Origin of the sequence: Limnoglobus roseus (genome assembly GCF_008254045.1) — a bacterium.
Lineage (GTDB): Bacteria > Planctomycetota > Planctomycetia > Gemmatales > Gemmataceae > Limnoglobus > Limnoglobus roseus.
Map to the genome: position 1 here is coordinate 8,534,536 of NZ_CP042425.1, position 26,796 is coordinate 8,561,331.

Below are 26,796 nucleotides of genomic sequence, written 5' to 3' on the forward strand. Positions count from 1 at the left end.
TTTGACGCCAGCACTTCACAAACTCGGTACAACAGCCCGACGCCATCCCGCCGGGCTTCTTCCGAGTTCCCCCATGCGTCTCACCCTTCTTGCCCTCGCACTCTTGTCCCTTCCCCTCGCCGCGGCCGACCCGAAGCCGAAAGACAAGGGTAAGCCGAACCGGTTGGCGAAGGAGAGCAGCCCGTACCTCCAGCAGCACGGCCACAACCCGGTGGACTGGTTCCCGTGGGGGCAGGAGGCATTCGACCGCGCGAAGAAAGAAAAGAAGCTCATCTTCCTGTCGATCGGCTACAGTTCGTGCCACTGGTGCCACGTCATGGAGCGGGAGTCGTTCGCCAACGAGGCTGTCGCGAAAACCCTCAACGACAATTTCGTCTGCATCAAGGTGGACCGCGAAGAACGGCCGGACGTGGACGAGATTTACATGACCTCGCTCCAGGTCGTCGGGCAGTCCGGCGGGTGGCCGTTGACGATGTTCCTGACGCCGGACGGGAAGCCGATCTTTGGCGGCACGTACTTCCCGCCGGACGACAAGCCGGTGGAAGGCGGCACGATCACCGGCCTGAAGTCGATCCTGAAGCGGGTCATCGACTTGAACACCGAGAAGGGCGGGGAACTGATCGCTCAGGCCAACCGCATCGCCGAGATGACGACCGAGACAATGGAGAAGAACAGTCGGGCGGTACCGCTCATTCCGCTCGACCGCGAACTGGTGAAGGACGCGGTCCGGTGGTTCGAGATCGACCCCGTCCACGGCGGCATCGGCAACAAGCTGCAGGCGTTCAAGCACACCAAGTTCCCCCGCGCGGCGGCGCTCCTGTTCCTGCAACAGCAAGCCCGCAAGCCAGGCAGCGAGAAGCTCGCGGCGGGGGTGACGTTGACCCTTCAGAAGATGGCCGAGGGCGGCATCTACGACCACCTCGGCGGCGGCTTCCACCGCTACAGCACGGAGCGGACATGGACCGTGCCGCACTTCGAGAAGATGCTCTACGACAACGCGCAGCTCGTCGAACTGTACGCCGAGGCGTACCGGCAGACGCCCGACCCGCTCTACAAGCGGGTCGTCGCCGAGTCGTTGAGTTTCATCGCCCGCGAGATGACTAGCCCCGAGGGAGCGTTCTACTCGGCCCTCGACGCCGACAGCAACGGCCGCGAGGGGGAGTTCTACGTCTGGACCGACGAGGAACTTCAGAAGGCCCTCGGCAACGACGCGGACGTCACCTTCGTGAAGGCGGTCTACGACGCGGCGGCGACGAACTTCGAGGAGAAGTACCACATCCTGCGGCTACCGAAGCCGACGGCGGAACTGGCGAAAGATTTGAAGATGACGGAGGCCGACCTGCTAGCGAAGCTCGAACCGCTGAAAGCGAAGCTACTCGAACACCGCAGCCACCGCGAGCGGCCGTTCCTCGACACGAAGGTCATCACGGCGTGGAACGGCCAGATGATTGCCGGCTACGCACGGGCCGGCGAGGTCTTCCAGAGCAAGGAGTTCACCGCGGCAGCGGCGAAGGCAGCGGACTTTCTGCTGACGAAGATGCGCGGCAAGGACGACCGCTTGTTCCGCCTGTACGCGGCCGTGCCAAACGAGAAGCCGACGCCGCGCGGCACCGCCTTCCTCGACGACTACGCCTTCCTGCTGCACGGCCTGCTCACGCTCCACGACGCGACCGGCGACCCGCGTTGGCTCGACGAATCAAAGGCCGTCGCGGACACGATGATGAAGTGGCACGGCGACGCCGACCACGGCGGCTTCTACTTCACGGCCCACGACAACGAGAAGCTCTTCGCTCGCTCGAAGGACAGCTACGATGGCGCTCAACCTTCGGGCAACGGCGTCGCCGCCCGTGACCTGTTGCGGCTGTGGGCCAAGACGAAGGACGCCAAGTATCGCGACGCCAGCGTCCGCACCGTCCGCCTGTTCGCGGGAACGATGAAGACCAGCCCCGGTTCGGTGCCGAGCCTGTCGCGCGGCCTCGACGAACTGCTGGACATCGCCGAAAAGGATCCGACTGCCCTCGGGCCGAAGGACGCCCCACCCGCAGCGCCCGCGAAGGCCCCGCGGGAAGCGCGCGACGTGGTGAAGGCCGAGTTGAAGGCGGGCGAGGTGGCCGACGGTTCACAGCCTTTCACGGTCACGCTCACCATCGCCGCGCCGTGGCACGTTTACGCGAACCCGGTCGAGAACGATTCGCTGAAGGAATCGGTGACGACGGTTGAGGTCTACGTGGGTGACAAGAAGGTCGAGGCCGCCATCGAGTTCCCGAAAGGGACCGCAGTCAAGGACGCCGTCACGGGCGACTACAAGGTCTACGACGGCACGGTGACGATCACCGGCAAGCTCCCCCGCAAGAAGGACGACGGCGTGCTGGAAGTGCGCGTCCGCGTGCTGGCGTGCAAGGAAAGGTTATGCCTGCTGCCGAGCGTGATGAAGCTGAAGTGACCGACCCGGCGAGCGGGGGGCGTCAGCCCCCTGATTCTATTCCCGCCGCGACAGAATCAGGGGGCTGACGCCCCTGCTCGCCAGGCGTCACAAACTCGGCGACGTGTCGCCCGGCAGCAGAAGGCGGCGGATCAGCGCGATCGGCAGGCCGCCCTGCCGCACGAAATTGTCGTGGAACTGCTGGAGCGAGAACGCCGCCCCTTTCGCCTTCTTTACGTCCTCGCGCAGCTTCAGAATCTGCAACTTGCCGAGCGTGTAGTAGAGGTAGGTCGGGTTGTACGTGCCGCGACGGGCTTCCTGGAAACCGACCTCCGGCTCGATGTAACCCTGCTCAACGAAAAACTTCTTCCCCTGCTCAACCGTCCAGCCTTCCGTGTGCAGTTTGATGCCAACGATGTACCGGCAGTCGCGGAGTAAGGCTTCGTTCAACTGTGCCAGCCGCACGCGCGGGTCGCCGTTGCCGTAACCCTCGTCCACGATCATTTGCTCGGCGTAGTGCGCCCAGCCCTCGACGTTCGTGCCGCAGGTGTAGAGCTTGCGGACCTTCGTCGGGTACTGCTTCGCGTACAGGAATTGCAGGTAGTGGCCGGGGTACGCCTCGTGGATGGTGATGACGTCCATGCCGGCCGTGTTGAACTGCCGCATGTGCTCGGTCTTCCGCTTCGCCTCCCACTCGGTCTCCGGCGGCGTGACGTAGTAGAACGCCTCCTTCGCCTTGGTCTCGAACGCCCCCGGCGTGTCCATCGACGCGAACCCGCCGGTCCGCATGAACGCGGGCGTCTCGGCAATCGTCGGCCGCACTTCGGACGGAATCGTGACGATCTGCTTGTCGATCAGGAACTTCCGCGTGCGCTCGATGGTCCCGCGGGTGGCCGTGACGAGGTCGCCAGGCTTCGGGTGGTCTTCCGTCAGCGTGGCGAGGACTTCGAGCGGCGTCTTCTTGGCGTCGATCAGCTTCGCAGTCGCCAGGAACGCTTCCTGGTCGCGCTTCAAGTTCGCCTCACCGATGGCGAGCAGTTTGTCGAGGGGGATATCGAGCATCTCTTCGGCGGCGAGTTTCTTCATGAAGGCGTCGGCCCCGATGGCGTAGCTGCCCTTTGCCTTCGCCTGCAACTCTGCGGCCCACTTCGTCGTCGCGTCGAACTCGGCTTGCACGGCGGCGTTCGCGGTGGTGAAGTCATCGAGCAACTTCGCGTCGCCGCCGGCCGCCGTCTTGGCCCACGCCGGCAGGTCGGTGTGGAAGAAGCCGGCCGACCCTTTCGCCACGATCAGCCCGAGGTCGGCGAACTCCTTCGGCGGGTTCTCGACGTTCGCTTTCATCGCTGCGAGGACAGCCGGCGTCGCCTTGAGGCGGCCGATGATCGCCCGCAGGCGGTCGGCCGGTTCCGCGTAAGACCGCTTCATCAGGAGGTCGATGCTCTCGGCCGGCTTGCCGAGGTAGACCATCGGGTTCCGCTTCCAATCGCGGACGGTTTCGATCTCCAACAACTCGGCCCGGATCGCGTGATCGAGAACCGTCGCATCGATGGCGTCGGTCTCGCCAAGTGTTTCGGCCCGAATCGCCGCGAGACGTTTCTGGAACACCTTCAGCGCCTCGGACCGCTTCGCGATGGCGTCGGCCGAGAGGTCGGCGAGGCGGTCGTCGTAGTCGTGAATACCGGCGTAGGTCGCCTGGATCGGGTCCCAGGCGAAGAGTTTGGCGTAGTAGTCGTCGACGAACGCGGCGAAACTCTCGGACTTCGCGGGCTGGGCCGCTGTTGATGCGAGGACGATACCCGCCGCGAGTAAAGCGACGACGAGTAACAACAGGTTGCGGGGGTTGGTCACAGGGGGAACTCCTTCACCGACGAGCCGATCGAGAGGTGAAGTGAGGATAGGATTTTTCCGGCCGGTCACAACCGGCGGCCGGCCTTATCATACCCCGATGACTGCGACTCCCTCGGTTCCGTTGGCGGACTGGCGACAGGTTTTGAAGTTGGCCCTGCCCGCGCTCGCTCAGCAATACTTACTGCTCTTTATCCAGCACTACGACCAGTTCCTCGCCGGGCCGTTCGGCGAGTCGCACAAGGCCGCCCTCAACACCGCGAACTACATTTATTGGCTGACCACCTGCTACGCCGTCGTCATCAGTGCCGGGGCGACGGCCCTCGTCGGCCGGTTCGTCGGGGCGAACGATCGGCACATGGCCAACCACACGACCGGGCAGGCGATCTTCCTGGCCGTCGTCATGGGGTTGATCGCGACAGCGGTAGCGTGGCCGTTCCTGCCGGAATTGTTGTCGCTGTTGCGGCTGAAGGACGCGGCCCCGCAGATCGCGGCCGCGTACCTGTCGCCCCTCGTGCTGATGGTCACCATGCAGTTGATCGAAACCGGCGGCATCGCGTGCTTGATCGGAGCCGGCGACACGCGAACGGGGCTATACGTGCTGTCCGGCGTGGTGCTGGTGAACGTGCCGGTGGCGTACTTCGCGTCACGCGGGTTCGGCGGTTCCGAACTCAATTTCGTCGGCATCGCGTGGGGCACGGCCCTCAGCCACACCATCGGCGGCTTGGCCGTGCTCACGCTTCTGATCCGCGGGCGATCGGGGTTGAAGCTGACGCTCGCAAACTTGAAACCGGACTGGCCGTTGCTCGGCCGCCTCCTGCGGGTGAGCATCCCGGCGGCGGCGGACAGCCTGTCGATTGCGGCGTGCCAACTCTGGTTCCTGCGGATCGTCAACGACCTGGGGAACGAAGCCTCGTCGGCCCACGGCATCGCCCTGCGGTGGGAAGCGTTCGGGTATCAGGCCGGCGGCGCGTTCGGCACGGCGTCGATGGCAATCATCAGCCAGAATCTCGGCGCGCGGCGGCCCGATCAGGCGGCCCGCGGCGGGTGGATGATGTTCGCGGCCGCGTGCGGGACGATGTCGTTCATGGGCCTCATGTTCTACCTGTTCGCGTGGCCGATGTGCCGGTTCTACAGTCCACACGACGAAAACATCGCCGGCCTCGGCGTGCAAGCCCTCACGACGGTCGCGTTCGCCATGCCGGCTCTCGCGTCGGCCATCGTCTTCACGCAGGCGCTCCGCGGGGCGGGAGACACGCGGGTGGGCGTCTTCTACTCGTGGTTCGGCTTCCTGGTCGTGCGCATCCCGTTGGCCTACCTGCTCACCGGCCGGGAAATCTCCCTCGGGCCGTTCGGCACCATCGCCGGCTTCGACATGGGGCTCTTCGGGGCGTGGCTCGCGATGCTCGTCGACATCTGGGTCCGCGGCCTACTGTTCCTGCTCCGCTTCAGCAGTGGGAAGTGGAAGCGGGTGAAAGTGTAGTCACTTCGCGTGCTGATTCAGGAACGCCTTCAACGCCACGAAGAAGTCGGTCGAGAACATCGCGTTGTGGTCGTGCCCTTCCAGGCGGTGCAGTTCCTTCGGCTCGTTCGCGGCAGCGAACAGTTCCTCCGCGTGCCGGAACGGGACGAGCGTATCGGCCGTGCCGTGGGCGATGAACACCGGCGTGCGAACCTTCGGCAGTTTCGCGAGGTTGTCGTATCGGTTGCTCATCAGCGTGTGCGTCGGCAGCACCGGGAACAGGTTCTTCGCCGCGGCCGGCAGCGACGTGAACGTCTTCGTCAGCACGAGCGCCTTGTGCTCGTGTCGGGTTGCCATCTCCGTGGCCACGCCGCCGCCGAGCGATTCGCCCATCAGCACGAGGCGATTCGCGGGAACCTTCTTCTCTGCAATCAGCCATGCGACTGCGGCGTCACCGGCGGCGTAACAGCCTTGTTCGGAAGGGCTGCCGTTGCTCTTGCCGTAGCCGGGGTACTCGAACAGCAGGACGGCCGCGCCGACGAGGTCCCGCAGTTGAACCGCGAGGCGGCCGCGGTGCGAGAGGTTGCCGCCGTTGCCGTGGGCGACGACGAACACGTTCGCGGCGTCTGGCTTCGGGAAGAACCAGCCGTGAATCATCGTGCTGTCGGCGCTCTTCAGCCACACGTCCTCGGTGTCGGCCGCGGGCGAGTCCATCCACGATTGCGCGGCCGTGTCGCCGGGGTAGACGAAGCGGTTTTCGAGTGCCTTGAGCATGATGACGGAGCCGATCCAAAGCAGGGCGAGGAAGATCAGCCAACGGCGGATGAACCGCCGCCAGCCTCGCGCGGGTGGTTGTTGTACCGGGGCGGCTTCGTTCGGCGTCACGGTTGGTCTCGCAAGCAGTCGAGTAAGCCCCGTTCGATCCGCTCCCATTCCGCGCCATCGGCGAACACTTCAACCCGGCTGTCACGGCGGTAGTTCGTCGGCGTCACCGTCATTGATGTGCCGACGCGGTTGATCGCGACCCACTCGCCCTCAGTCCGGAAGACGCCCTTGAGACGGGTCGTGCCGGAGAGTTGGCCGAGGAATCGCAGCAGGCGGTATTCGTCGAATACGTCGTCGGGCGAGAAGACCCACCCGCACGCCGGTGGTGAGCCGGCCGACTCGAAGCGGAGCGGCCGGCTGGGTTCGGCCACTTGCGTGGTCGATATTGCAACAACTTCTGATGGCACTTCCACCATTCGCAACGACGGCGGCGAGCCGCCAAGGTCGAGCCATTCCCGCTCCAGGCGGCCGGACTGTGTCGCCGCGATCAGTTGTTTCGGCGGCTCCAGCCCATTTGCCCACTGTTGGAACGTGGCCACCACGTTCTCGTCGGCGCGGTCGAGCTTGTTCAGCACCAGCACGTCGGCCAACTCAACCTGTTCGCGAAAGACAGGGTTTTCCAACATCCCCGGCGTGGTGAAGTCGTCCGGCGACACCACTGTCACGGTTGCCCGCACGTTGAGGCGGTCGGAATAGCCGGCCCGGAGTTTTTCGAGCAGTGCCCCCGGGTGCCCGAGGCCGGTCGTCTCGACGATCAGGCGGTGCGGCTTTGCCTCCGTCAGCAGCAGGTGCAGCGCGACTTGCAAGTAAGGGGCGGTCGCACAACAGACGCACCCGCCAGCGACTTCGCGCACGGTCACGCCGTCACCGCCGCCGCCTTCGAGGAGGGCGTGGTCGATGGACACCTCGCCGTATTCGTTCACCAGCACCGCCCACCTTTCGCCGTCGGCCTTGCGGGCGAGCAGGTCGAGGATGGCCGTCGTCTTGCCGACGCCGAGGAACCCGGTCACGACGTTCGTCGGAATGCGCATCACTTCCTCCGCCGGAAGAACACGGCCGCGGGCGATTCGCCGAGCGGTTCCCATTCGCCCGATCGCCGGCGGAACTCGGCCGCGAACTCGCTGCCCGGCGTCACCAGGGCGAAGTCGAACCGGCCGTACTCGCGCTGCCAAGCGTCGATCGCCTTCGCGGCTTCGCCATCTTGATCGGCCTCGACGAAGCGGGCAAGGAACTCGTCGCCGAACAGTTCCGCCCGGTCGTCGAGAAACACCTTGTACCCCGGCGTGTAGTAAATCACGAAGCCGCCGAGGTTGCACGAGTTGAACATCCGGTTCGGTTCGCCGGTCTTCGGCTCGTGTTCCTTCAGTAAGGGTAGCAGTTCAACCGGCCACTTCTCGCGGTCGAACTTGGCCCACCCGCGGAATACCGGGACGGCGGCGAACACGACCACCAGCGGGATGAGCCACGCCGCCGGTGGGGAAGCGAAGTGGCCGCGGGCTGGGTCGTGGAGGTCGGGGCGCTTCGCTGCCAGCCACGCGGCCCATCGGGTTCGCGGCCACAGGTCGGCGACGGCCACCAGCCCGACGAGCGCGAACAGCGGACCGTGCCGCACGCGCAAGAACGACTGGGCCAGCCAGAACATCGGCAGCAACCATGCGACGCGCGGCCGTTCTCGTAAGCCCGCGAGGACGAACAGGTAGACCGCGGTGAACGCGAACAACGGCCACGAAGTCAGGTCAGCCGGGTCGAGCCGTTTGTGTTCCTCGATCAGTTGCGGAATCTTCGGGCCGCTCATGATGAGCCACCACGCCCGCGGAATCTCCCAGCCGTAAGGGTTCGCGAACGCGGTCAGACCGCACACCACCGCGAGCAACAAGAATAACCCGGCGTCCCGCCACGAGCTAAACGGCGTCGGCCAGCCGATGAGTTTCGCAACGCTCCAGCCGAGCCACGCCAGTAGGAGCGTACCGAAGCCGCCGAGCATTCCGCCGTGCGTGTTCGTCCAGACGACGAAGAACGGCACGAGCCAGAACAGTCGCCGCAGAGACGTTCGCCCGGCGTCGTAGTTCGTGAGCGCGACGGCCACCACGGTCATGCCGACCATCGTGAGCAGCAGCGGCCGGACGTGGAATTGCAGTGCCCCGGCCGCGAAGGCGATCAGCACCACCAAGATGGCGGGCACGGGATGAAGCCCGGTGCGAAGCAGGCGGATCGTCAGCCACGTGAACAGCGCCGCCAGGACGGACGCGGCGAGCAAAACGTATCCGTCGAACCCGGCACCGGTGTGAACGACGGCCATGACCACTTCGCCGAGCCACTGGTGCGGCACCCAGCGTTCTCCGGCGTGCGTGAACGTGAACGGGTCGCCGGTGAAGAAGCCTTCCCGGAGGACTTTTTCGCCGACCGTCGTGTGCCAGAACGTGCCGGGGTCGCGCAGCAACTTCGACCGGCCGCCGACCATGAGCAGCAGCCAGAAGCCGAGGAAGACCGCGGGGACCGGTCCGATTCGCTGGAGGACCCTCATGCCGTCTCATTTCGCCGCGTGGTCAGGTACAGGCCGCCGCCCAGCGCGACCGGGGCGACCCAGACGGCCCAGTGCGCGGGCAAGCCGAGGCCGACGCAGACCAGCATCCCGGCGTTGAGAAGAGCGTAGAACACGACGAGCGGCACGGTCGGCCCTCGCGCGGCCGCCACCGCCACGAACGGCAACACTAGCAGCGTCAGGTCATACGGCCACGCGCCGTAAGGGGCGGTCACGAACGACACGAGGATCAGCCCCGGCGTCTGCTCGGTCCAGTTCCACGTCCGCCGCGTCTTCGCCCAGTGCCAGGCGAGCCAGACGAGGCCGGGGAGCATCGGCAGGAATTGCAGCCAGAACTGTTCGACGCCGAAGATCGCGCGGAGGAGCGTGCCGAGCGTCGGCGACATCCACTGCGTCGGCGGGTTGGTTCGGGCCGAGGCGAAGTATTGCGTGAAGACCTGCGGGTTCTGCACCAGCGGCCACACCGAGAAAACCAGCCCGCCGACGAGGCCGCCCGCGACGATCCGCCACTCGCGGTTGCGGATCGCGTGAAGGCCGACGGCCAGCCAGAAGAGAATCGCGAGGTGCGGCTTTACGGCTAGCAGCACGCACGCGAAGCCGGCGGCGAAGCGGTGGCCGCGTTGTTCCAGGTACACGAACAGTGCCACGCCGAGCAACATCAGTGGCGGGATTTGGCCGTACTGCAACGCGATGTAGCACGGCAACCACGTGAACGTGATCGCCCATGCCGCCCGCGGCCGCCGGTACGTCGTTGCCAGAAGGTGGGCCGACAGGCAGAAGGCCGCGATCCGCACGGCGAACCAGACGATTTGGGCCGTCCGCCACGGCAGTTCCGCCAGCGGCATCGCCACGGTCAGCGTCCACGGCGGGTTCCACATCATCACGGCCTGACCGATGTCCCAGCCGATCTCTTGTTCCAGGGCGTACATCGCCGCCGGGTCGTAGGGATCGCGGCCAGCGAGGTTGAGCGCGCCGGCGCACCAGTACTCGACGAAGTCGTGCGGCGGGAAGGCCGTGGGGTTGTCGAGGAGCTTGGCGATCGAGCGAAGGGCAAGAAGACTGAGCACGACGAGCAGCACGACCGAGACGAGGCTGCGGGACGACACGCTCAAACCTTCTCGTAAAGGGAGCGGTAGATCGGCAATCCTTGCTGCCGGAACTTACGCTCGAAGTTCGTCAGGTAATCGAGGTCGTGCGTCGGGGCCGATTCTTGCGGCGGCGGCAGCGGGCGGAAGCCGGGCGTTGCGACGAGCGTGCCCGTCACCCACTCGAAGTAGTCCTGCACGTCGGTCACGAAGTGCAACCGCCCGCCGGGGATCAGCACGCGGTGGACTAGGGCGGCGAACTCCGGCGTGAACAGGAGGCGCTTCTTGTGCCGCGTCTTCCACCACGGGTCGGGGAAGAAGACGTGGACCACGCTCACGCTGCCCGGCGGCACGAAACGGTCGAGGACGAGCTTCGCGTCGGCGCAACTCGTCTTCACGTTCGGCATCCGCCGGCCGGCGATCCGCGTAGCGGCATAGAGTTGGTACTTGCGGACGATCTCGATGCCGAAGTAGTTCCGTTCCGGGTGGGCCGTGGCGCTCGTAATCAGGAACAGCCCCTTGCCGAAGCCGACTTCGATCTCGACCGGGTTGGCGTTGCCGAAGAGTTGCGGCCAGTCGATCGGCGTCATCTCAACCGGCGGCGCGTCGGCGGCCTTCGTCGGGTCGCCCCACCGGCCGTAGAGGTCGGGCGGGAGTTCCCAGATGTAGGGGGCGGTTTCTTCCGCCGTCATCTTCCGCGGCTTACGCACCGATCAAGTCCTTGAGAGTGCCGAGGGTGACGCCCATGATCGTCGTCTCGAACACGGACTCGAACGTGCCGGCCCGGGAGACGTACCCCTTCACCTCGAACCGCGTCAGGCGGGGGGCCGTCCGCCGGCCGAGGCCGACGAGAATTAATCGGTCGCCAGGACGGACGGGCTCACGGAAGCGGGTTTCCTCGATCCCGCCCAGCCCGACGAGACGGTCGGCCGCGACGATCTTCTGTTGGTACATGTAGAAGCTCGTGAGTTGGGCGGCGGCTTCGCACATCAGCACGCCCGGCATCACGGGGAAGTTCGGGAAGTGGCCGCTCGCCCAGAACTCGTCGGCGGTCACGTCCTTGTACCCCACGATGACCTTACGCTCCCCGTCGATCGAGACGATCCCGTCGAGGAGGACCATCGCCCCGCGGTGCGGGTTGAGGGCAAGGACGCCGTCGCGGTCCACCAGCGGACGGGTAAAGTCCAACGCGGCCAAGTCAACGAGCGGATTCTCAACGGGCATTTCCATCGCTCCTACGATGCCATGACTTCCGCGATCTGCGGCAGTTCCGTGATGAGGATGTCGGGCCGGAATTCCGGCTCCTTCAGGTGTTCGCCGGTGGCTACCAGTGAGTTCTTGTCGCCGGCGAACAGGGCCGTGCGGAAGCCGAACTTCTTCGCCGGGGCAATGTCCCGGACAACATTCGAGCCGACGTGTAGCACCTGTTCCGGCTTCCACCCGCGGGCGGCGACGGCGGCGACGGCGGCCTTGAAGAGCGTGTCCGACGGTTTCTTCGCGAACTTCTCGGCTGACAGGATGCGGAGGTTCACGGGGATGTAGGCGTTCACGTCAAAACTCTCGTCTTCCTCGCGTAACGCCTTGTGGATCTGGGCCGGCGTAAAGCACTGTCCGTCGGCGAGCAGCCCGCTCACCACACCGCGGTCGGCGAGTAATCTTATGGCGTCGGCCGCGCCGGGGTAGGCTCCGCACCCCTGGATACTGGAGTGGTAGAAGTACGCGATCTTCTTGACGTACTCGTTCAGCGCGCCGAATAGCCCGGCGTCGAACTTGTACTCCTTCTGGAGCAGTTTCTTGACGATGTCGTCCCAGACCTGTTCCGCGACCACTTCCGGGTGTTTTTCGCTGCCGTGGCCGAGCATCTTCAGGGTCGTGAACGCCTTGTTGTACAACTCCCGCATGTACTCGGCGGGGGCACCCGGTTTGCGGCTCATCGAGTTCCACATGTTGAACTCTTTGATCGTCTTGTCGAGGGCGTTCTCCGTCACGAACACCTGCGGGTGTTCGAACAGCAGTTCGCCCTGCAAGGTGTTCAACAGCGTGCCGTAGGCGGTCCAGAGGACGGCCTTGAGGGGGTACCGCTCAAGGTGCGGGCGGGCCTTTTTCGGCTGGAAGGTCGGGGGGATGGGCCACGGCAGCCCGCGGGTCGGCAGGTAGTTCGTGGCGTACTGTTCGAGGGTCAGGGCCATGACAAACCTGTCGTGGGGGCATCCGCCGAGATGGCTGAGATTGTAGACTAGGCGGGATCGTTACAACCTGCAAGAGAACTAACGCATGAGCACGGACGCCGTGACCGTCGTGGGGGCCGGTGGCATCGGTTCGGCCGTCGGGGCGGCCTTCCGCACGGCCGGCATCCCCGTCGTCCTGGTGGAATCGAACCCGGCGAAGATCGAACACGGCCGCCGAGAGGGGTGGACCGTCGTGCCGTTCGCCGAGTGGCAACCTGGTGCGGCGGATCTCATCTTCCTCTGCGTGAAGTGCTACGACAACGCGGCGGTGCTGGCGAAGCTCCCACCGGCGGCGCTGCTGGTGCCGATTCAGAACGGCTTCGACCCGCAACTCGACGCCTTCGGCCACGCGGCCGAGGGGATCGCGTCCTTCGTGGCGGCGTGTCCTCCGGACCGCGTCGAAACCGTCATCACCCGGCCTGGGGAACTGCACGTCGGGTCGCGCGGGTCGCACCCTGCCCCGCCGCGACTGTTGGACTTGATGAGCCGGCTGAACCCGAAGCTCTTCCGGCTGAAACTCGTGCCGAACGTGCTGCCGATCAAGTACACGAAGCTGATGTACAACGCGGCCATCTCACCGCTGGCCGCCGCCTCCGGGATCGACAACGGGCAATTGCTCTCCGACCCGTCAGCCCGCCGGCTGTTCTTCTCGCTCATTCAAGAGAACTATGCCATCCTTAGCGCCGCTGGCGTCGAGCTCGGCACGGTCGGCCCGTTCCATCCGCGGACGGTCGCCCGCATTCTGCGACAGAAGTGGCTGGCCCGCCTGATGGCGAAGTTCTTCGAGCCGTCGCTGCGCGGGACATACTGTTCGATGGCCGGCGAGATCGAAAAGGGCCGCACCGAACTCGACAACTACAACGGCCACTTGTTGGAACTCGCCGCCGGGCGGGTTGATGTGCCCCTCAACCGAGCGGTGTACGATCTGGTGAAGCGGATGGAGCGGGAGAAGGAGAAACCCGCGCGGGACGTGATTCAACGGTTGGGCAAACAGGTGTAGAAAGCCCAGGGACGGCCGTCCCCGGGCTTTTTGCAGTGATTACTTCTTCCCCAACACCCACACGTTCTGGTACACGACCGGGTCGCCGTGGTCCTGGAAGAACACGCTGCCCGGTTCCGGGACTTCCGCGTTGAACTTGCCGCCCGGCGTCGCCTTCGTGAACTCGTAGTCCTGGATGAGCACGCCGTTGTGCTTGACCACGACTTTCGCGTTCTTCGTTTTCTTCTTGTCCGCGTCGAACTCGGCGGCCGTGAAATCGATGTCGTAGGTCTGCCACACCATCGGGGGCAGGCACATGTTCTCCTTCGGCTTGCTCTGCTGGTAGAAGCCGCCGCACTCGTTGTTCTCGCCGGTCAGGCCGAAGCTGTCGAGGACCTGCAACTCGTACCGATCCTGCACGTACACGCCGCTGTTGCTGCGGCCCTGACCGCGAGCGGTCGGCATCCACGCGAGGCGGAACTCGACGTGGGCGGTGAAACTCTGGTACGACTTCTTGCTCCGCGGGTTCGACGCGGCGAGGAACTCGCCGTCGGACAGTTTCACGATCTTGCCGCCCTGCCAGTTCTCCACGTCGCCCGGCTTACCGAACAGCACGTCTGCCCCTTCCGGCGGCTTCGCGCCGAGCGTCGGCGACTTCCGCTCGACCTTCTTCAAGGTGGCCGTCGTGGTCTGGCTCTTGATGGTCAAGCCGCTGCTGGTAATTTCACCACGCACGTCGTTCCCCTGGGCCGGGACCGTGATCGTCACCTTGCCGTCCTTGCGTTCCGCCACCCCGCCGCGGTCCGGCTTCTTGCCGTCCCACCCTTCCCCGGGCAAACCACCGCCGTAGGCCACGACCAAGAATTTGCCGTCCCCTTGTGCCACGACCTGCACGCCGAGCTTGACCTTCTTGCCGTCGTTCTCCGCTTCGCCGGAGTACTCGCCTTGAACGGCGTAGTCAGCGTCGTCCTTGAGTTTGGTCGGTTCGTTGACCTTGACCGCAGCGGGCTTCTTGTCCTGAGCGACGGCGACCGTCGCACAGGTGGCGAATAGCAGGGAGAGGAACAAGCGGAACATGCGAACCTCGAAACGTGGGGTGACGGCGGGCACGGCCGAACGCGGCCGGTGGCCGTATTGTGCCGAAAAAGCCGAGGACCGGCCACTCGGCCGGTCCTCGAAGTATTGTCGGTTCGCGATCGTTACTTGCTCACCCGCCGTTCACGAGTGGCGTCCGAGAAATCGACCGTCAGGATCTCACCGGCCTGGAAGACGACCTTCTGCGTCACTTCTTCCGGTTGGCCGTTGCGGACCATTTCCAGCTTCATCGAATACGAGAACTCCTTGCCGACCGGCAGCGGCGGGGTGGTGAACTGGCGTTCCGTGCCGGCCTTCTCATTCTTCTTCCCGTCGATGAAGAGCGTGCCGTTCTCGGGCAGTTTCACCGTGATCTTCGCCGGGGCCGGGATCGTGCTGTGGAAAGGGTTGTCCTTCCCCGCCGAGACGGGCTTCGCCGGTTCCTCTGGCTTCGACACGACGGCCGTGTTCCCGTTCTTTTCCTTCGCCCCGAGGGTCAGGTCGTCGAACATCACCGTCGAGGTCTTGCCGGCCGTCACGCTAACCTTCTGGGCTTCGCTGACCGTCCGGCCGTTGCGGGTGTACTCGATCTTGAAGCTGTAAGCGTAGTCGCGGCCCGTCGGCAGTTCCGGCGTGTAGAAGGTCCGCTCGTTGCTCGTCAGTTCGAGTAATTGGCTCTCGGCGTACAACTTCGCGTCGGCGGGCAACTTCACGACCACCGTGGCCCGGTTGCTGGCCGGACCACCGGGCAGCGGCAGTTGGTTCTTCACTTCCGTCCGGCCTTCCATCCGCGTCGGCACAATGGCCGAATCACTCGGCGGGACCACCGGAACGGATGTCAACGGTGTGATCGTCGGGTACACGATCGGGCCGGGGTAACTGTAACTGTTGATGATCGGCGGACTGTAGTACGTCGCCGGGCTGGGAATGGCATAAGGCGAGCCCATGTCCATCGGCACACCACCGGGCATCGACCCGCCGGTGCAGGACAAACTGCTACCGCTGCACGAGTATGAGGGAACCGAACCGGAGCACGAGTACGACGGGACCGAACCGGAACAGGAAGACGCCGCATACCCGCTGCCACCGCAGCAGGCGTAGCTGGAACCGGTACAAGTGCTCTTGCTGGTCGAACCGCAGCAGTTGCTGCCGCCGCCGAAGCTGAAGAACGAGATGATGCGGCCGTGGAAGAGGCCGCCGCCGCAGCAACTGTTGCTCTGGCTCGTCGTGCCGCAGCACCCGCCGCGGTGGAACAGGTCGCGGAAGTAGCCGTTAAATTCGGGGCCGCTCGGGGCCGTGACCATCGCGGTCATCATTACGAGGCTGTACATTGGAGGTCTCACACGCGGGGGTCGAGAGTTCCGAGAGTTTGCGGAACTTCTGCCGAAAGGGTAAGCCCGAGAAGCTGGGCCGTCAAAATGGCTTGAGGCAATTTCTGCAAACGCTTGTGGCCGCGCGCCTTCGGCTCCCGCGTTCCGGGCGCAAGAGCTATAATCCGCAGAACTGACCCGGCCGCGGGTGAGAAACTGTGCCGGTTGTAGGAGGGCGTCGATGTCCCGGTGGAACCTCGCGTGGCTGTTGATCCTGCCGACGGTGCTGGCGAGCGGCCTGATGCTCCGCTTCGCCTCCGCGAGTCTGCCGAAGGACAAGGACTACGAGCGGATGCGGCTCATCGCCGACGTGCTGGCCGAGGTCGAGAAGAACTACGTCGAACCGCTCGACGACGCCCGCAAACAGAAGCTCGTCGAGGACATGCTCAACGGCGGCCTCCGCCGGCTCGACGAACACACCATGTACTTCAACGAGGACGTGCTGAGTGAGTTCCAGACGCAGAGCCAGGGGGAGTTCGGCGGCGTCGGCTTCATCATGGCCCTGGACAACGGCAACGCGAAGCACATTGTCATCAAGACGCCGTTGCCAGGCGGCCCCGCCTACGACGCGGGCCTTCAAGCCGGCGACCAGATCGTGCGGATCGAGGACAAGTCCACCGAGGGCATGAAGACCGAGGAGGCCCGTAAGCTGATCCTCGGCAAGCCGGGGACGAAGGTGAACATCACGGTCCTCCGCCGCGGGGCGGCCCAGCCGGAGGCGATCACGCTGACGCGGGCACTAATCGAACAACCGGTCGTGTCCGGCCTCGCCCGCGACCCGAACGACCCGACGAAGTGGGACTACATCGCCGACCCCGTGAACAAGATCGCCCTCATCCGCGTGTCGGGCTTCAGCGGCAAGACGACGAAGGAACTGAAGGTCGCGCTCGACCAGTGCGAGGCGGCCGGGGCGAAGGCGTACATCCTCGACCTCCGCGGCAACCCCGGCGGTCTCTTGAACGAGGCGATTGATGTGGCCGACCTATTCCTCGCCGGCGGCGGCATCGTAACCACGAAGGTGCGCGACAGCACGCGGTCCTGGACCGCAAAGGACGACGGCAAGCCCTACGAGAAGGCCACCGAACGGCCGATGGCGGTGCTGGCCGACCAGGGCAGCGCGAGTGCCAGCGAGATTGTCGCGGCAGCCTTGCAGGAGAACGGCCGGGCCGTGGTCATCGGCCAGCGGACCTACGGCAAGGGGAGTGTGCAGAAGGTCTTCGACCTGCCCGAAGGCGGGGCCGTGAAGATCACGACGGAAGTCTGGCTGACGCCGGCCGGCAAGCACTTCCACCGGGTTCAGACCGCGAAGGAGACCGACAGTTGGGGCGTCGAACCCGACCCGGGGATGAAGGTGGACCTCACCGAGGAGCAGATGAAGAATTACGTCATCATGCTCGACCAACTGAACGTGATCCCCGGCAAGCCCGGCGTCGCCCCGAAGGTTCCGCCGCTGCCGCCGCGGCCGGACTGGACGTTGCCCGCGAATTACAAAGACCCGGTCGCCGAGAAGGGGATGGAGTACCTGCGGAAGAAGCTGAGCGGCATGACACGGCGAGTTGTGAGCTCGACAGGCGTGGCGGCGTAGTCTTGAGCCGCAGAGCGGCGGCAGTCGTAAGCCCCTGGGACTAGATGTTGGGAAATAAGCCCCGGAGGGGCGACAGATTCTGTCGCCCCTCCGGGGCTTCATCTTGGGTGCGGGCGTTCCAGGGGCTTACGCCCCTGGCTAACGACTGCCGCACCTCCGGTGCTAAGAGGACCGATCTGGGATTACAGATTCGCCCGTCGCTCCGGGAACCACGTCACGGGGTCCACCCCGAAGAAATCGCGCATCAGGTCATACACGGCGGAGTCTTCTTCCCGCAGATCGGCTGGTGTGCAGAAGAACGCTTCCGCCACGTCGGCGAAGAACTCCGTTTCGTTATCCCCGGCTTGCTCCGAGAAGAAGGTTTCCGCCCCTCGGCTCAACTCCGCGCGATGGCGTTTCAACGCCGCCGACATGACGCCGGCCCACCGCTTTCGCTCCGCTTCACTCGGCAGGGGCGGGGTGCCGTCGGTGTACTCGTCGCGGAAGTCGAGTTGGTGGGCGAACTCGTGGACCACCACGCTGTACCCCATCGCCGGGTCGCGGGCTTCGGGTTGCACCTGGTTCCAGGCCAGCACGACCGGGCCGCGGTAGGTGGCCATGCCGTCGGCGATCTCTTCTGCCAGGTCGTCCTCGTAGGTGTTGTCTTCCTGGTCCGGCCGCCGGAACTGGCCGGGGTAGACGATGATCGACGCCACCGTCGCGAAGTAATCGTGGTCTTGTTGGCCGATGAGCAGCAGCGCCGCCTGAGCCGCGATCGTCAGCTTCATCTCTTCGGTAACGTGGAAGCCGCGGGCCGGTTCCCACATCTTTTCGGCGACGAGGATGCGGACCGTGTCGCGCAGTTTCGCCTGATCGCCGGGCGAAAGGTGCGTGTAGTGGGCGACGTTCTTCCGCAGGATCGCGTCCCAGTGCGGCGGGAACTTTTCCGCGAGAATCTGCTTACGACGACGGTTACGGAGCCAGGTGAACATGGTGTCCCTCCGGGGGAATTGGACACCGAGGTGTCGGGCACTCGCTCTGCGAGTGCCCCCGAGTCGTCAGTCGATGATCTTGGTGAGCGGGTACTCAACGATGCCACACGCGCCGGCGGCCTTCAGCCGCGGAATGATTCGCCGCACTTCGGCTTCGTCGAGGATCGTGTTCACGTCCACCCAGGCCGCGTCGGACAGCCCGGAAATCGTCGGCGTTTGCAGGGCCGGCAGGATCGCCAGCACGGCGTCGAGTTGCTCGCGCTTCACGTTCATCATCAAGCCGACCTTGCCCTCGGCGGCCATCGCGCCCTTCAGCATCAAGATCAGGTCGTCCATCTTCTGCCGCTTCCACGGGTCGGCGGCGGCCGCATTGTTGGCGATGAACCGGGTCGTGCTCTGGAGCAGGTCGCAGACGATGCGGAGGTTGTTCGCCCGCAGGCTGCTGCCGGTTTCGGTGACTTCGACGATGGCGTCAGCCAGCTTCGGCGGCTTGACCTCTGTGGCCCCCCAACTGAACTCCACGTCGGCGGTCACGCCGTGCGACGCGAGCCACTTGCGGGTGATGTTCACGACCTCGGTGGCGATCCGCTTCCCTTGCAGGTCTTTCGGTCCCTGAATCGGCGAGTCGTTCGGCACGGCCAGCACCCACCGCACCGGCTTGCGGCTGACCTTACTGAACACGAGTTCGGCCAGCTCCGTGACCTTCGCGTCGTTCTCGATGACCCAGTCGAGGCCGGTGAGGCCGCAGTCGAGCGAGCCGTTCTCGACGTACCGGGCCATCTCCTGCGCGCGGATGAGCGTGCAGTGGATTTCCGGGTCGTCGACCGTGGGATAGTAGCTGCGGCTGGCGAAGGTGAGCTTGTAGCCCGCCTTGCGGAAGAGTTCGGCCGTCGCGTCTTGCAGCGAGCCGGCGGGGACGCCGAGTTTCAGGATGTTGCTCATCCCTCTGATTTATGGTTCAGACGCCTCGCGCAAAGTGGCAAGAAGATGGATCTCGCGCAAAGCCGCCAAGACGCGAAGAAGAGAAGGAAGAAGATTCGATTTTCTTCTCTATCAAAATGATCTCTCACGTTTTCCTCTCTTGGCGTCTTGGCGGCTTTGCGCGAGATCGGTTTTTAATCCACCCCCACGCTGACGGACGCATCCGGCAGGGCTTTCCGCAGGGCGTCGGCACCGGCCTTCGTCACCCGCGTTTTGGCGAACGTCACCCGCTTCAGCGTCTTCGTGCGGGCGAGTTCCGCGACGCCGGTGTCGGAGACGGCCGCGTTCTCGATGTGGAGTTCCTCCAGCTTCGGCAGCGTCGAGAGAATCTTCAGCCCGGTGTCGGTCATGGCCGTGCCGGTCAGGGTGAGGGTCTTCAGCCCTTGCAGCGTCCCCACACGGCGGAGCCCGGCGTCGGTCACGTCCTTGCCACCGAGCGCCAAGTCTTCGAGCGTTTGCGGTAAAAGATCGGTGCCGGTGCCCTTCACTTCCGTTTCGCCCAGAGCCAGGCGGCGGAGCGATTTGGCGTTGGCGAGTGCGCTCAGGCCGGCGTCGGTGACTTTCGAACCGGTGAGTTCCAGTTCCTTAAGTTTCGGCAGTGTGGCGAGGTGCTTGAGGGCGTCGTCGGCGACCGGGCAGCGCGTCAGGTCGACGACTTCCAACTCTTTCAAGGCCGACCAGCTCGCGGCACCGGCGAGCGTGACATTCGTGTCGGTGAGGATCAACCGACGGAGGCCGGTCAGGGCGGCGAATTCCAACGCGGCCGCGTCTTCCAACTCGGCTTCCGCGAACGTCGCCTTGTGGAGCTTCTTCAGCCCCGCCAGAGACTTGACCGCCGCGGCGGAAAGTGTCGTTCCGTCGAGGATCAGTTCTTCCATCTCCGTCAGCTTGCCGACGGTCGCAAACGCGGCATCGCCAAACTTCGTCCGGCTCAGGCTCAGGGCCTTCAGCTTGGGAACCTTATCGAGTTGCTTCAGCAGGTCGTCCGCGTCGGTGACGCCCTCCAACCCGATGTACCGCAGGCGCGGGAACGCGGCCGCGAACGGCGTGGCGTCCACCTTCTTCACGGAGACGTTCGAGAACGCGATCGTGATGACCGGTGCGCCCCGCGAGTTCAGGCTCACGTCGCGGACAATTCGCCCGCCCTGGGCTTCGACGCCCTTGATCGCCTCGGCTTCCCCCTGCGGGGAGTCAGCCGGCTTCGGCTTCTCCTGGGCCGTCACCCCAACGGCCGTCAGGGCGAGTACGATAAGGCTGGTCCAGCGCGTCATGGCGAATTGCTCCGGGTAGGTCGACGTTATCGTACCCGACGGGATCGGTTCAGGAAACTAACATGCGGGTCGGCGGAATCGTCCTGTGCGGCGGGCGGTCATCCCGGATGGGCCGGCCGAAGGCGTGGCTGCCGTTCGGCGATGAGTTGCTGCTGCCACGAATCGTCCGCATTCTGGGTGAAGTCGTGTCGCCGGTGGTCGTCGTCGCGGCCGCGGGGCAGGACTTGCCGCCGTTGCCGCCGGGCGTGGCCGTCGCCTTCGACGAGTTCCCCGAACGCGGCCCGCTTCAAGGACTGCTCGCCGGGCTTCAGCACCTGGAAGGGCGGGCGGACGTGGCCTACGTCTCGGCGTGCGACGCGCCGTTATTGCGGGCCGCGTTCGTGCGGGGCGTGATCGAATCGCTGGGAATGGCCGATGCTGCGGTGCCGGATGTTGAAGGGCAATTGCACCCGCTGGCGGCCGCATATCGCGTCGGATCGGGGTTGAGGGCGGTGCGGGCGGCGGCGGACCGCGGGCGGTTTGCCGTCCGCGATCTGTTCGTTTCCCTCGCGACGAATCGCCTCGGCCGAGACGCGCTCGCTCGCTTCGATCCGGGGTTGGAATCCCTCCGAACGGCCAACACGCCGGCAGAGTTTGCCCAACTCCTCCCGTCGGGCGGGCCGTCTGAGCCCTGATGGTGTTGATTTTTTCGCCGACATCTCCCACAATTCTGTCGTCCTCTCACCGCCCACTTTTTTTGCTGAGCGAAAGGCCCGGCATGACCGTCTCGTTGTCCCGCTCGTACCCGTGCCGCTACGGCGCGCCGGTCCTCGACCGGGTGGACCCGAAGATCTTCACCCTCCGCTACTACACCGACTGCATGGGCTGCACGTTCTGCCACGACTCGTGCTGTCAGTACGGGGCGGACATCGAGACGCCGCGGATCACGGCCCTGGAGCCACACGTCGAAGCCCTGGAACCCCTGGTCGGCGTACCGCGTGCGCAGTGGTTCCGCGACGACCCGGACGACATCGGCATGGTCCCGGAACCGGAGTACCCCGGCGGTGAGTACACCCGCACGGCCGTCGTGCCGCTGCCGGCTGGCCGGTCGCCGCACAACGAGGAGGCGTGCGTCTTCCTCGACCAAGTCGGCCGCGGGTGCGTCATCCACCGTTACGCCCTTGAGCGGAACCTGGACGTCCACGACATCAAGCCGATGGTCTGCCTGTTCTTCCCGCTCAGCCACGGGGACGGGGAGTTGAAGCCGGCCCTGGAATTCGAGATCGACGACCTGATTTGCATGGGCGCGGGCCGCACCCTGTACGAGTCGACGCGGGATGAAGTGATCTACTACTTCGGCCAGGAAATGGCGGACGAGTTGGACCGCCTCGCGAAGAATTACGCGGCCGAACCGGACGGTAACACGCGGGTCTCACTGCCGGTGAGTTCACCGGTTTGAGGAAAAACGCGGGCCATGAGCCTTGACAGTTTGTGGGCGATCCTCAACAATCAGCATTATTCCCGTCCTTGTTGAGATTGCGCTCGCACCCGCGAATGGAGAACCCTATGTCGTCCCAACCCCGCCGCCAACGGCTCGTGGTCGAGGATATCGGCGACGTGACCGTGGTGAATTTTGTTGACAAGAAGATTCTCGACGAACAGAACATCCAGATGATCGGGGACGACTTGTTCCGCCTCGTGGACGAACTCGGCCGCCGGAAGTTGCTGCTGAACTTCTCGAACGTCGAGTTCATGTCGTCGGCCGCCCTCGGCAAGTTGATCCGCCTCCACCAGCGGTTAGCCCAGGTGCAAGGAAAGTTGATCCTCTGTAACATCTCCAAGGCGATCCTGGAAATCTTCACGCTCACGAAATTGGACAAGATGCTGAAGATCGTCAAGGACGAAGCCACCGGCCTCAACTCCTTCTAACGACCGCGGGCGGACGGGGCGCACCACCCTCCGCCCGATTGCATTTTGCACTGGCTCATCATGCCTTCGACCTCCGTGAAAGTCGCCGAGACGCTGCCGACCGAATTGGCCGAGGTCCGCCGCGTACAGTCCGACATCAAGGACGCGCTCCAGGCGAACGGTTTCGGCGAACGGGACATGTTCCACATCGAGTTGGCGATGGAGGAAGCCCTCGTCAACGCGATGAAGCACGGCAACCAACTCGACACCGACAAGGCCGTGCAACTGCACTACACGGTGACGCCCGAGCAGTTCGACGTGCGCATCGAGGACGAGGGCGGCGGGTTCAACCCCGACGACGTGCCCGACCCGACTGTTCCGGAGAACCTCGAACGTGCGTGCGGCCGCGGCCTGTACATGATCCGGTGCTTCATGACCGAGGTGCGGTACATCGGGAAGGGGAACGTCGTCGCCATGACGAAGAAGAAGTCGCCGCCGGACGAGGAATGACCGATTCGACCCGACCGTGAAGCCCGCCCGATGGCGGGCTTCGTGCATTTTCCGGGGCGGCGTTGGCCGATAAAGTGGTGGTGGTGATTTTAGAACCCAGAGCGGAAGCGACGGGGTGGTAGGCATTCCACCCCGTCGCTTCCGCTCTGGGTTCTACAAGACGCGAGAACCCGACATGGCCGACGCCCCGCTCACGCCGATGATGCAGCAGTACTGGGACGCGAAGAAAGCTCATCCCGGCGCGATGGTCATGTTCCGCAACGGCGACTTCTACGAACTCTTCGAGGACGACGCCGTCGTCGGCTCCCGCGTCCTCGGCATCCGGCTCACGAAGCGGGACGAGAAAATCCCGATGGCCGGCGTGCCGATCGAGAAACTCGAACACTACCTCGGCATCCTCATCCGCTCCGGCCACCGCGTCGCCGTGTGCGAGCAGATGGAGGAGCCCGGGCCCGGCAAGAAGATCATCCGCCGCGCGGTGAGCCGCGTCGTCACGGCCGGCACGATCACCGAAGACGAACTCCTCGACCCCCGCCGGGCGAACCACCTCGCGGCCGTCCTTCGCACCAAGAACGGTCCTGTCGGCCTCGCGTGGGTCGATCCGTCCACCGGCCACTTCTTCGCCTGCGACGTGGATTCCTCTCGCCTCGCCGACGAGCTCGCCCGCATTGTCACGGCCGAGTGTCTGATGATGGAATCCGACGCGAACGCCGTCACCGCCCTGTTCGCCGCGCACCCGCCGAAGACGACCACTCCGCGGCCCGACTGGACGTTCGACCCGGTGACGGCCACGAACGCGATCCGCCAGCACTTCGGCGTGTCCACGTTCACCGGCTTCGGCTTCGACGACCACCAACCGTGCCTCATCGCGGCCGGGGCAATCCTCCACTACCTGCAAGAGACGCTTCGGGCCAGCCTCGCTCACGTCCGCCGGATCGTCCGCCACCGGGCCGACTCGCACCTCGTGCTGGACGAAGTCACCCGCCGCAGTCTCGAACTCACGCGCACCCTCCGCGACAACAACCGCGAAGGGTCGTTGCTCGCGGTCATGGACCGCACCGTCACGCCGATGGGCGCTCGCTTCCTCCACGACGCGCTGCTCGCGCCGTTCAACAGTGTCACCGCCATCGATGCCCGCCTGGACGCGGTCGAGGAATTGCTGCGTGAACACGCCCTCCGCGGCGATTTGCGCTCGCTACTGGAAACCGCCTCCGACCTACAACGCCTGACGACGCGGGCTTCGACCGGCCGGGCCACGCCCCGCGACCTGGGGTCGATTTCGCGCACGCTGCAGTTGCTTCCGAAGTTCAAGGCGAAGCTCGCCGCCCGCCGGTCCGCACTGCTCACGGAACTCGACGGCAAACTCGAACTCTGCCCTGATCTTCGCGAACTGCTCGACGCTTCCCTCTGCGACGAACTACCCCAGACGGCGAAGGAAGGCGGCCTGATCCGCGAAGGCTACCACGCCGAACTCGACCAACTGCGGTCGCTGGCGAAGTCCGGCAAGGACTGGATTTTGCAATACCAGGCGACCGAGGTCACGCGGACGGCCATCAACAGTCTGAAGGTCGGGTACAACCAGATCGACGGGTACTACATCGAGATCACGAACGCGAACGAGACGCGCGTGCCGGAGAACTACAAGCACCAGAAAACGCTGAAGGGGGCAAAGCGGTACTACACCAGCGAGCTGCGCGAGTACGAGGAGAAGATTCTCTCGGCCGACGACAAGGCGAAGGCGCTGGAACTCGAACTGTTCACGCAAATCCGCAACCACATTGCCGCCCAGACGCACCGCCTGCTGACGACCGCCGAGACGCTGGCCACCATCGACGCCCTGCAATCGCTGGCGGACGTGGCCGCCGCCCGAAACTACGTCCGGCCGAAGGTCGTGGCCGACGCGACCCTCGACATCCGCGAGGGCCGGCACCCGGTTCTCGACCAGACGCTACCCGCCGGGACGTTCGTGCCCAACGACGTGAGGTTCGGCGAAGCCGACGGGCTGTTCTGGCTTATCACCGGCCCGAACATGGCCGGCAAGTCGACGTTCATCCGCCAAGTCGCGCTCATCACACTGCTCGCACAGGTCGGCAGCTTCGTGCCCGCCGCCGCCGCGACCATCGGCATCACCGACCGTATCTTCACCCGCGTCGGGGCGAGCGACGAACTCAGCCGCGGCCAGAGCACGTTCATGGTCGAGATGACCGAGGCGGCGAACATCCTGAACAACGCCACCTCCCGCAGCCTCGTCATCCTCGACGAGATCGGCCGCGGGACGAGCACCTACGACGGCGTCTCCCTGGCGTGGGCCATCACCGAACACCTGCACTCCGTGAGCGGCTGCCGGACGCTGTTCGCCACGCACTATCACGAACTCGCGACGCTCTCGAACACGCTGCCGAACCTCCGCAATTACAACGTGCAGGTGCAGGAACTGGAGCAGGAGGTGATCTTCCTGCACAAGATCGCACCGGGCAACGCCGACAAGAGCTACGGCATTCACGTCGCGCGACTGGCCGGCGTGCCGGAAACGATCCTGGAGCGTGCGGAAGAGGTGCTGGCGGCTCTGGAATCGAAACCCGCCCCGACCGGAAAGTCGAAACGATACATCAAGCCGCCCGTCGAAATGATCCCGCCGGAAAACCCGAAGCGGAAGGCCCGAAACGCGGGACCGTCGCTGTTCGGCGAGGGATAGAAATGTCTCGCGCAAAGCCGCCAAGTCGCGAAGAAGAGAAGAAATCAAAATCTTCTTTCTTCTCTTCTTCGCGACTTGGCGGCTTTGCGCGAGATGGATTTATGCTTCCGCAACGACCGGGTTCTTCAGGGTCCCAATCCCTTCGATCTCGACTTCGCAAATGTCCCCGGCCTTCAGCAGCACGGGCGGCTTACGCGAGATGCCCACGCCCGGCGGGGTGCCGGTGAAGATCAGGTCGCCCGGTTGCAGCGTGATGACCTGCGTGATGAACGCCAGCATCGTCGGCACGCCGAAGATGAACTCTTTCGTGGACGAGTTCTGCATCGTCGAGCCGTTGAGCCGCAGTTGAATCTGGAGATTGTGTGGGTCGAGTTTTTCATCGGCCGTGACAATCCACGGCCCGGTCGGGGCGAACGTGTCGAACGTCTTGCCGATGGTCCACTGCTTTTCCTCGCCGCGGAACTGCCAATCGCGGGCCGACACGTCGTGGCCGCAGGTGTACCCGCCGACGTACTGGAACGCCGAAGCATCGTTCGGCACGTGCTTGGCCGTCTTCCCGATGACGATGACGAGTTCGGCCTCGTAGTCGACCTTCTCAGCGACCTTCGGCAGCACGATCGGTTCGCCGTGGGCGACGAGGGTGTTTGGGTACTTCGCAAACAGCACCGGCTCGGTCGGGATGGCCTTCCCGCCTTCAATGGCGTGGTCGCGGTAGTTCAGCCCGACGCAAACGATCTTGCTCGGCTTCGGCACCGGCGGTAGCAACTTCACCGCGTTGGCCGCGTACTTGACAGCCTTCGGATTATTCGCGGTGTCCGCAACCGCCTGCCGCACGGCCGGGGAGGCCGCGAGGATATTTTTGACGCAGCCCGGCAGCCCCGGATCGGTGGCGTGAATATCGATGAATTGATCGCCAACGACGAGAGCCGCAGCGGGTCCGTGAGAGGAGAAGATAGTCGCTAACCGCATGGGAACTGCTCCGGGGTGGGTGAGAAGAGAGCTATTCAATGACTCCCCTTGCTGCCGGGCCAGTTGTCCTCTATAAATCGGGGTACGAAAGTGAT

General features: G+C 64.8%; 23 protein-coding genes. 9 read left to right on the forward strand and 14 right to left on the reverse strand.

Annotated elements, in window-relative coordinates; all coding sequences use genetic code 11:
* Positions 1 to 73: 73 nt before the first annotated feature.
* Positions 74 to 2,443, forward strand: a complete 2,370-nt coding sequence (locus tag PX52LOC_RS36395) for a DUF255 domain-containing protein (protein ID WP_149114689.1) — start codon at positions 74 to 76, stop codon at positions 2,441 to 2,443.
* 87 nt (positions 2,444 to 2,530) lie between these two features.
* On the opposite strand, the gene PX52LOC_RS36400 is transcribed toward PX52LOC_RS36395, so the two are convergent.
* Positions 2,531 to 4,270 (reverse strand): DUF885 domain-containing protein, encoded by a 1,740-nt coding sequence (locus PX52LOC_RS36400; RefSeq protein WP_149114690.1) that lies wholly within the window; start codon positions 4,268 to 4,270, stop codon positions 2,531 to 2,533.
* A 97-nt stretch (positions 4,271 to 4,367) separates the two neighbouring features.
* Between PX52LOC_RS36400 and PX52LOC_RS36405 the strand changes: the two genes are divergently transcribed.
* On the forward strand, positions 4,368 to 5,750 hold the full coding sequence (locus tag PX52LOC_RS36405; protein ID WP_149114691.1) for an MATE family efflux transporter: 1,383 nt from the start codon (positions 4,368 to 4,370) through the stop codon (positions 5,748 to 5,750).
* Here the strand turns inward: PX52LOC_RS36405 and PX52LOC_RS36410 are convergent, their stop codons facing one another.
* Genes PX52LOC_RS36410 through PX52LOC_RS36440 form a run of 7 tightly spaced genes read right to left on the reverse strand, consistent with a single transcriptional unit; the run spans position 5,751 to position 12,370 of the window.
* A complete protein-coding gene (locus PX52LOC_RS36410) occupies positions 5,751 to 6,614 on the reverse strand; it encodes an alpha/beta hydrolase (RefSeq protein ID WP_168219422.1) in 864 nt (287 codons plus the stop codon).
* Positions 6,611 to 7,585, reverse strand: coding sequence for a CobW family GTP-binding protein (locus PX52LOC_RS36415; RefSeq protein ID WP_168219423.1), 975 nt, complete (start codon positions 7,583 to 7,585; stop codon positions 6,611 to 6,613). The genes PX52LOC_RS36410 and PX52LOC_RS36415 overlap by 4 nt, the downstream gene beginning before the upstream one ends.
* The gene (locus PX52LOC_RS36420) at positions 7,585 to 9,078 is read right to left on the reverse strand and encodes a hypothetical protein (protein WP_149114694.1); all 1,494 of its coding nucleotides are present in this window, start codon (positions 9,076 to 9,078) and stop codon (positions 7,585 to 7,587) included. The genes PX52LOC_RS36415 and PX52LOC_RS36420 overlap by 1 nt, the downstream gene beginning before the upstream one ends.
* Positions 9,075 to 10,202, reverse strand: coding sequence for a glycosyltransferase family 87 protein (locus PX52LOC_RS36425; RefSeq protein ID WP_149114695.1), 1,128 nt, complete (start codon positions 10,200 to 10,202; stop codon positions 9,075 to 9,077). Before PX52LOC_RS36425 ends, PX52LOC_RS36420 begins: the two co-directional genes overlap by 4 nt.
* A gap of 2 nt (positions 10,203 to 10,204) precedes the next feature.
* Positions 10,205 to 10,891, reverse strand: coding sequence for a tRNA (guanosine(46)-N7)-methyltransferase TrmB (gene trmB / locus PX52LOC_RS36430; RefSeq protein ID WP_218575220.1), 687 nt, complete (start codon positions 10,889 to 10,891; stop codon positions 10,205 to 10,207).
* Positions 10,884 to 11,405: a 3-hydroxyacyl-ACP dehydratase FabZ family protein gene (locus PX52LOC_RS36435; RefSeq protein ID WP_168219424.1), complete on the reverse strand. Its 522-nt coding sequence runs from the start codon at positions 11,403 to 11,405 to the stop codon at positions 10,884 to 10,886. Before PX52LOC_RS36435 ends, trmB begins: the two co-directional genes overlap by 8 nt.
* An 11-nt stretch (positions 11,406 to 11,416) precedes the next feature.
* Positions 11,417 to 12,370: an HAD family hydrolase gene (locus PX52LOC_RS36440; protein ID WP_149114697.1), complete on the reverse strand. Its 954-nt coding sequence runs from the start codon at positions 12,368 to 12,370 to the stop codon at positions 11,417 to 11,419.
* A gap of 85 nt (positions 12,371 to 12,455) precedes the next feature.
* On the opposite strand from PX52LOC_RS36440, the gene PX52LOC_RS36445 reads away from it, so the two are divergent.
* A complete protein-coding gene (locus tag PX52LOC_RS36445; protein WP_149114698.1) occupies positions 12,456 to 13,409 on the forward strand; it encodes a ketopantoate reductase family protein in 954 nt (317 codons plus the stop codon).
* 39 nt (positions 13,410 to 13,448) lie between these two features.
* Here the strand turns inward: PX52LOC_RS36445 and PX52LOC_RS36450 are convergent, their stop codons facing one another.
* Both PX52LOC_RS36450 and PX52LOC_RS36455 read right to left on the reverse strand, forming a co-directional pair.
* Positions 13,449 to 14,465, reverse strand: coding sequence for a 3-keto-disaccharide hydrolase (locus PX52LOC_RS36450; RefSeq protein WP_149114699.1), 1,017 nt, complete (start codon positions 14,463 to 14,465; stop codon positions 13,449 to 13,451).
* Positions 14,466 to 14,587: 122 nt separating this feature from the next.
* Positions 14,588 to 15,793 carry a TIGR03000 domain-containing protein gene (locus PX52LOC_RS36455; protein ID WP_149114700.1) on the reverse strand — a complete coding sequence of 402 codons (1,206 nt, stop codon included), beginning with the start codon at positions 15,791 to 15,793 and terminating at the stop codon, positions 14,588 to 14,590.
* A gap of 220 nt (positions 15,794 to 16,013) precedes the next feature.
* On the opposite strand from PX52LOC_RS36455, the gene PX52LOC_RS36460 reads away from it, so the two are divergent.
* Entirely contained in the window at positions 16,014 to 17,417 is a 1,404-nt protein-coding gene (locus PX52LOC_RS36460; protein ID WP_149114701.1) for a S41 family peptidase, read from the forward strand.
* A gap of 182 nt (positions 17,418 to 17,599) precedes the next feature.
* Here the strand turns inward: PX52LOC_RS36460 and PX52LOC_RS36465 are convergent, their stop codons facing one another.
* The 3 genes from PX52LOC_RS36465 to PX52LOC_RS36475 form a co-directional block, all read right to left on the reverse strand.
* Positions 17,600 to 18,388 (reverse strand): M90 family metallopeptidase, encoded by a 789-nt coding sequence (locus PX52LOC_RS36465; protein WP_149114702.1) that lies wholly within the window; start codon positions 18,386 to 18,388, stop codon positions 17,600 to 17,602.
* 66 nt (positions 18,389 to 18,454) lie between these two features.
* On the reverse strand, positions 18,455 to 19,330 hold the full coding sequence (gene hisG / locus PX52LOC_RS36470) for an ATP phosphoribosyltransferase (protein WP_149114703.1): 876 nt from the start codon (positions 19,328 to 19,330) through the stop codon (positions 18,455 to 18,457).
* A gap of 173 nt (positions 19,331 to 19,503) precedes the next feature.
* On the reverse strand, positions 19,504 to 20,640 hold the full coding sequence (locus tag PX52LOC_RS36475; protein WP_149114704.1) for a leucine-rich repeat domain-containing protein: 1,137 nt from the start codon (positions 20,638 to 20,640) through the stop codon (positions 19,504 to 19,506).
* Positions 20,641 to 20,702: 62 nt separating this feature from the next.
* Here PX52LOC_RS36475 and mobA point away from each other — a divergent pair, with 62 nt between their 5' ends.
* From mobA to mutS, 5 genes are all read left to right on the forward strand, one after another.
* The gene (gene mobA / locus PX52LOC_RS36480; RefSeq protein WP_149114705.1) at positions 20,703 to 21,314 is read left to right on the forward strand and encodes a molybdenum cofactor guanylyltransferase; all 612 of its coding nucleotides are present in this window, start codon (positions 20,703 to 20,705) and stop codon (positions 21,312 to 21,314) included.
* Positions 21,315 to 21,397: 83 nt separating this feature from the next.
* Positions 21,398 to 22,078 carry a hypothetical protein gene (locus PX52LOC_RS36485; protein ID WP_149114706.1) on the forward strand — a complete coding sequence of 227 codons (681 nt, stop codon included), beginning with the start codon at positions 21,398 to 21,400 and terminating at the stop codon, positions 22,076 to 22,078.
* A 107-nt stretch (positions 22,079 to 22,185) separates the two neighbouring features.
* Positions 22,186 to 22,548: an STAS domain-containing protein gene (locus PX52LOC_RS36490; protein WP_149114707.1), complete on the forward strand. Its 363-nt coding sequence runs from the start codon at positions 22,186 to 22,188 to the stop codon at positions 22,546 to 22,548.
* Between the two features lie 60 nt (positions 22,549 to 22,608).
* Positions 22,609 to 23,037, forward strand: coding sequence for an ATP-binding protein (locus PX52LOC_RS36495; RefSeq protein WP_149114708.1), 429 nt, complete (start codon positions 22,609 to 22,611; stop codon positions 23,035 to 23,037).
* A gap of 175 nt (positions 23,038 to 23,212) precedes the next feature.
* A complete protein-coding gene (gene mutS / locus PX52LOC_RS36500) occupies positions 23,213 to 25,732 on the forward strand; it encodes a DNA mismatch repair protein MutS (protein ID WP_246173574.1) in 2,520 nt (839 codons plus the stop codon).
* Between the two features lie 99 nt (positions 25,733 to 25,831).
* On the opposite strand, the gene PX52LOC_RS36505 is transcribed toward mutS, so the two are convergent.
* On the reverse strand, positions 25,832 to 26,701 hold the full coding sequence (locus tag PX52LOC_RS36505; protein ID WP_149114709.1) for a fumarylacetoacetate hydrolase family protein: 870 nt from the start codon (positions 26,699 to 26,701) through the stop codon (positions 25,832 to 25,834).
* Positions 26,702 to 26,796 lie beyond the last annotated feature (95 nt).

Excerpts from the sequence above, each read along its gene's own strand:
- PX52LOC_RS36395 (WP_149114689.1), top strand. The coding sequence starts at position 74 with ATGCGTCTCACCCTTCTTGCCCTCGCACTCTTGTCCCTTCCCCTCGCC.
- PX52LOC_RS36405 (WP_149114691.1), top strand. The coding sequence starts at position 4,368 with ATGACTGCGACTCCCTCGGTTCCGTTGGCGGACTGGCGACAGGTTTTG.
- PX52LOC_RS36415 (WP_168219423.1), bottom strand. The coding sequence starts at position 7,585 with ATGCGCATTCCGACGAACGTCGTGACCGGGTTCCTCGGCGTCGGCAAG.
- PX52LOC_RS36420 (WP_149114694.1), bottom strand. The coding sequence starts at position 9,078 with ATGAGGGTCCTCCAGCGAATCGGACCGGTCCCCGCGGTCTTCCTCGGC.
- PX52LOC_RS36435 (WP_168219424.1), bottom strand. The coding sequence starts at position 11,405 with ATGCCCGTTGAGAATCCGCTCGTTGACTTGGCCGCGTTGGACTTTACC.
- PX52LOC_RS36440 (WP_149114697.1), bottom strand. The coding sequence starts at position 12,370 with ATGGCCCTGACCCTCGAACAGTACGCCACGAACTACCTGCCGACCCGC.
- PX52LOC_RS36445 (WP_149114698.1), top strand. The coding sequence starts at position 12,456 with ATGAGCACGGACGCCGTGACCGTCGTGGGGGCCGGTGGCATCGGTTCG.
- PX52LOC_RS36450 (WP_149114699.1), bottom strand. The coding sequence starts at position 14,465 with ATGTTCCGCTTGTTCCTCTCCCTGCTATTCGCCACCTGTGCGACGGTC.
- PX52LOC_RS36455 (WP_149114700.1), bottom strand. The coding sequence starts at position 15,793 with ATGTACAGCCTCGTAATGATGACCGCGATGGTCACGGCCCCGAGCGGC.
- PX52LOC_RS36460 (WP_149114701.1), top strand. The coding sequence starts at position 16,014 with ATGTCCCGGTGGAACCTCGCGTGGCTGTTGATCCTGCCGACGGTGCTG.
- PX52LOC_RS36465 (WP_149114702.1), bottom strand. The coding sequence starts at position 18,388 with ATGTTCACCTGGCTCCGTAACCGTCGTCGTAAGCAGATTCTCGCGGAA.
- hisG (WP_149114703.1), bottom strand. The coding sequence starts at position 19,330 with ATGAGCAACATCCTGAAACTCGGCGTCCCCGCCGGCTCGCTGCAAGAC.
- PX52LOC_RS36475 (WP_149114704.1), bottom strand. The coding sequence starts at position 20,640 with ATGACGCGCTGGACCAGCCTTATCGTACTCGCCCTGACGGCCGTTGGG.
- mobA (WP_149114705.1), top strand. The coding sequence starts at position 20,703 with ATGCGGGTCGGCGGAATCGTCCTGTGCGGCGGGCGGTCATCCCGGATG.
- PX52LOC_RS36485 (WP_149114706.1), top strand. The coding sequence starts at position 21,398 with ATGACCGTCTCGTTGTCCCGCTCGTACCCGTGCCGCTACGGCGCGCCG.
- PX52LOC_RS36490 (WP_149114707.1), top strand. The coding sequence starts at position 22,186 with ATGTCGTCCCAACCCCGCCGCCAACGGCTCGTGGTCGAGGATATCGGC.
- PX52LOC_RS36495 (WP_149114708.1), top strand. The coding sequence starts at position 22,609 with ATGCCTTCGACCTCCGTGAAAGTCGCCGAGACGCTGCCGACCGAATTG.
- mutS (WP_246173574.1), top strand. The coding sequence starts at position 23,213 with ATGGCCGACGCCCCGCTCACGCCGATGATGCAGCAGTACTGGGACGCG.
- PX52LOC_RS36505 (WP_149114709.1), bottom strand. The coding sequence starts at position 26,701 with ATGCGGTTAGCGACTATCTTCTCCTCTCACGGACCCGCTGCGGCTCTC.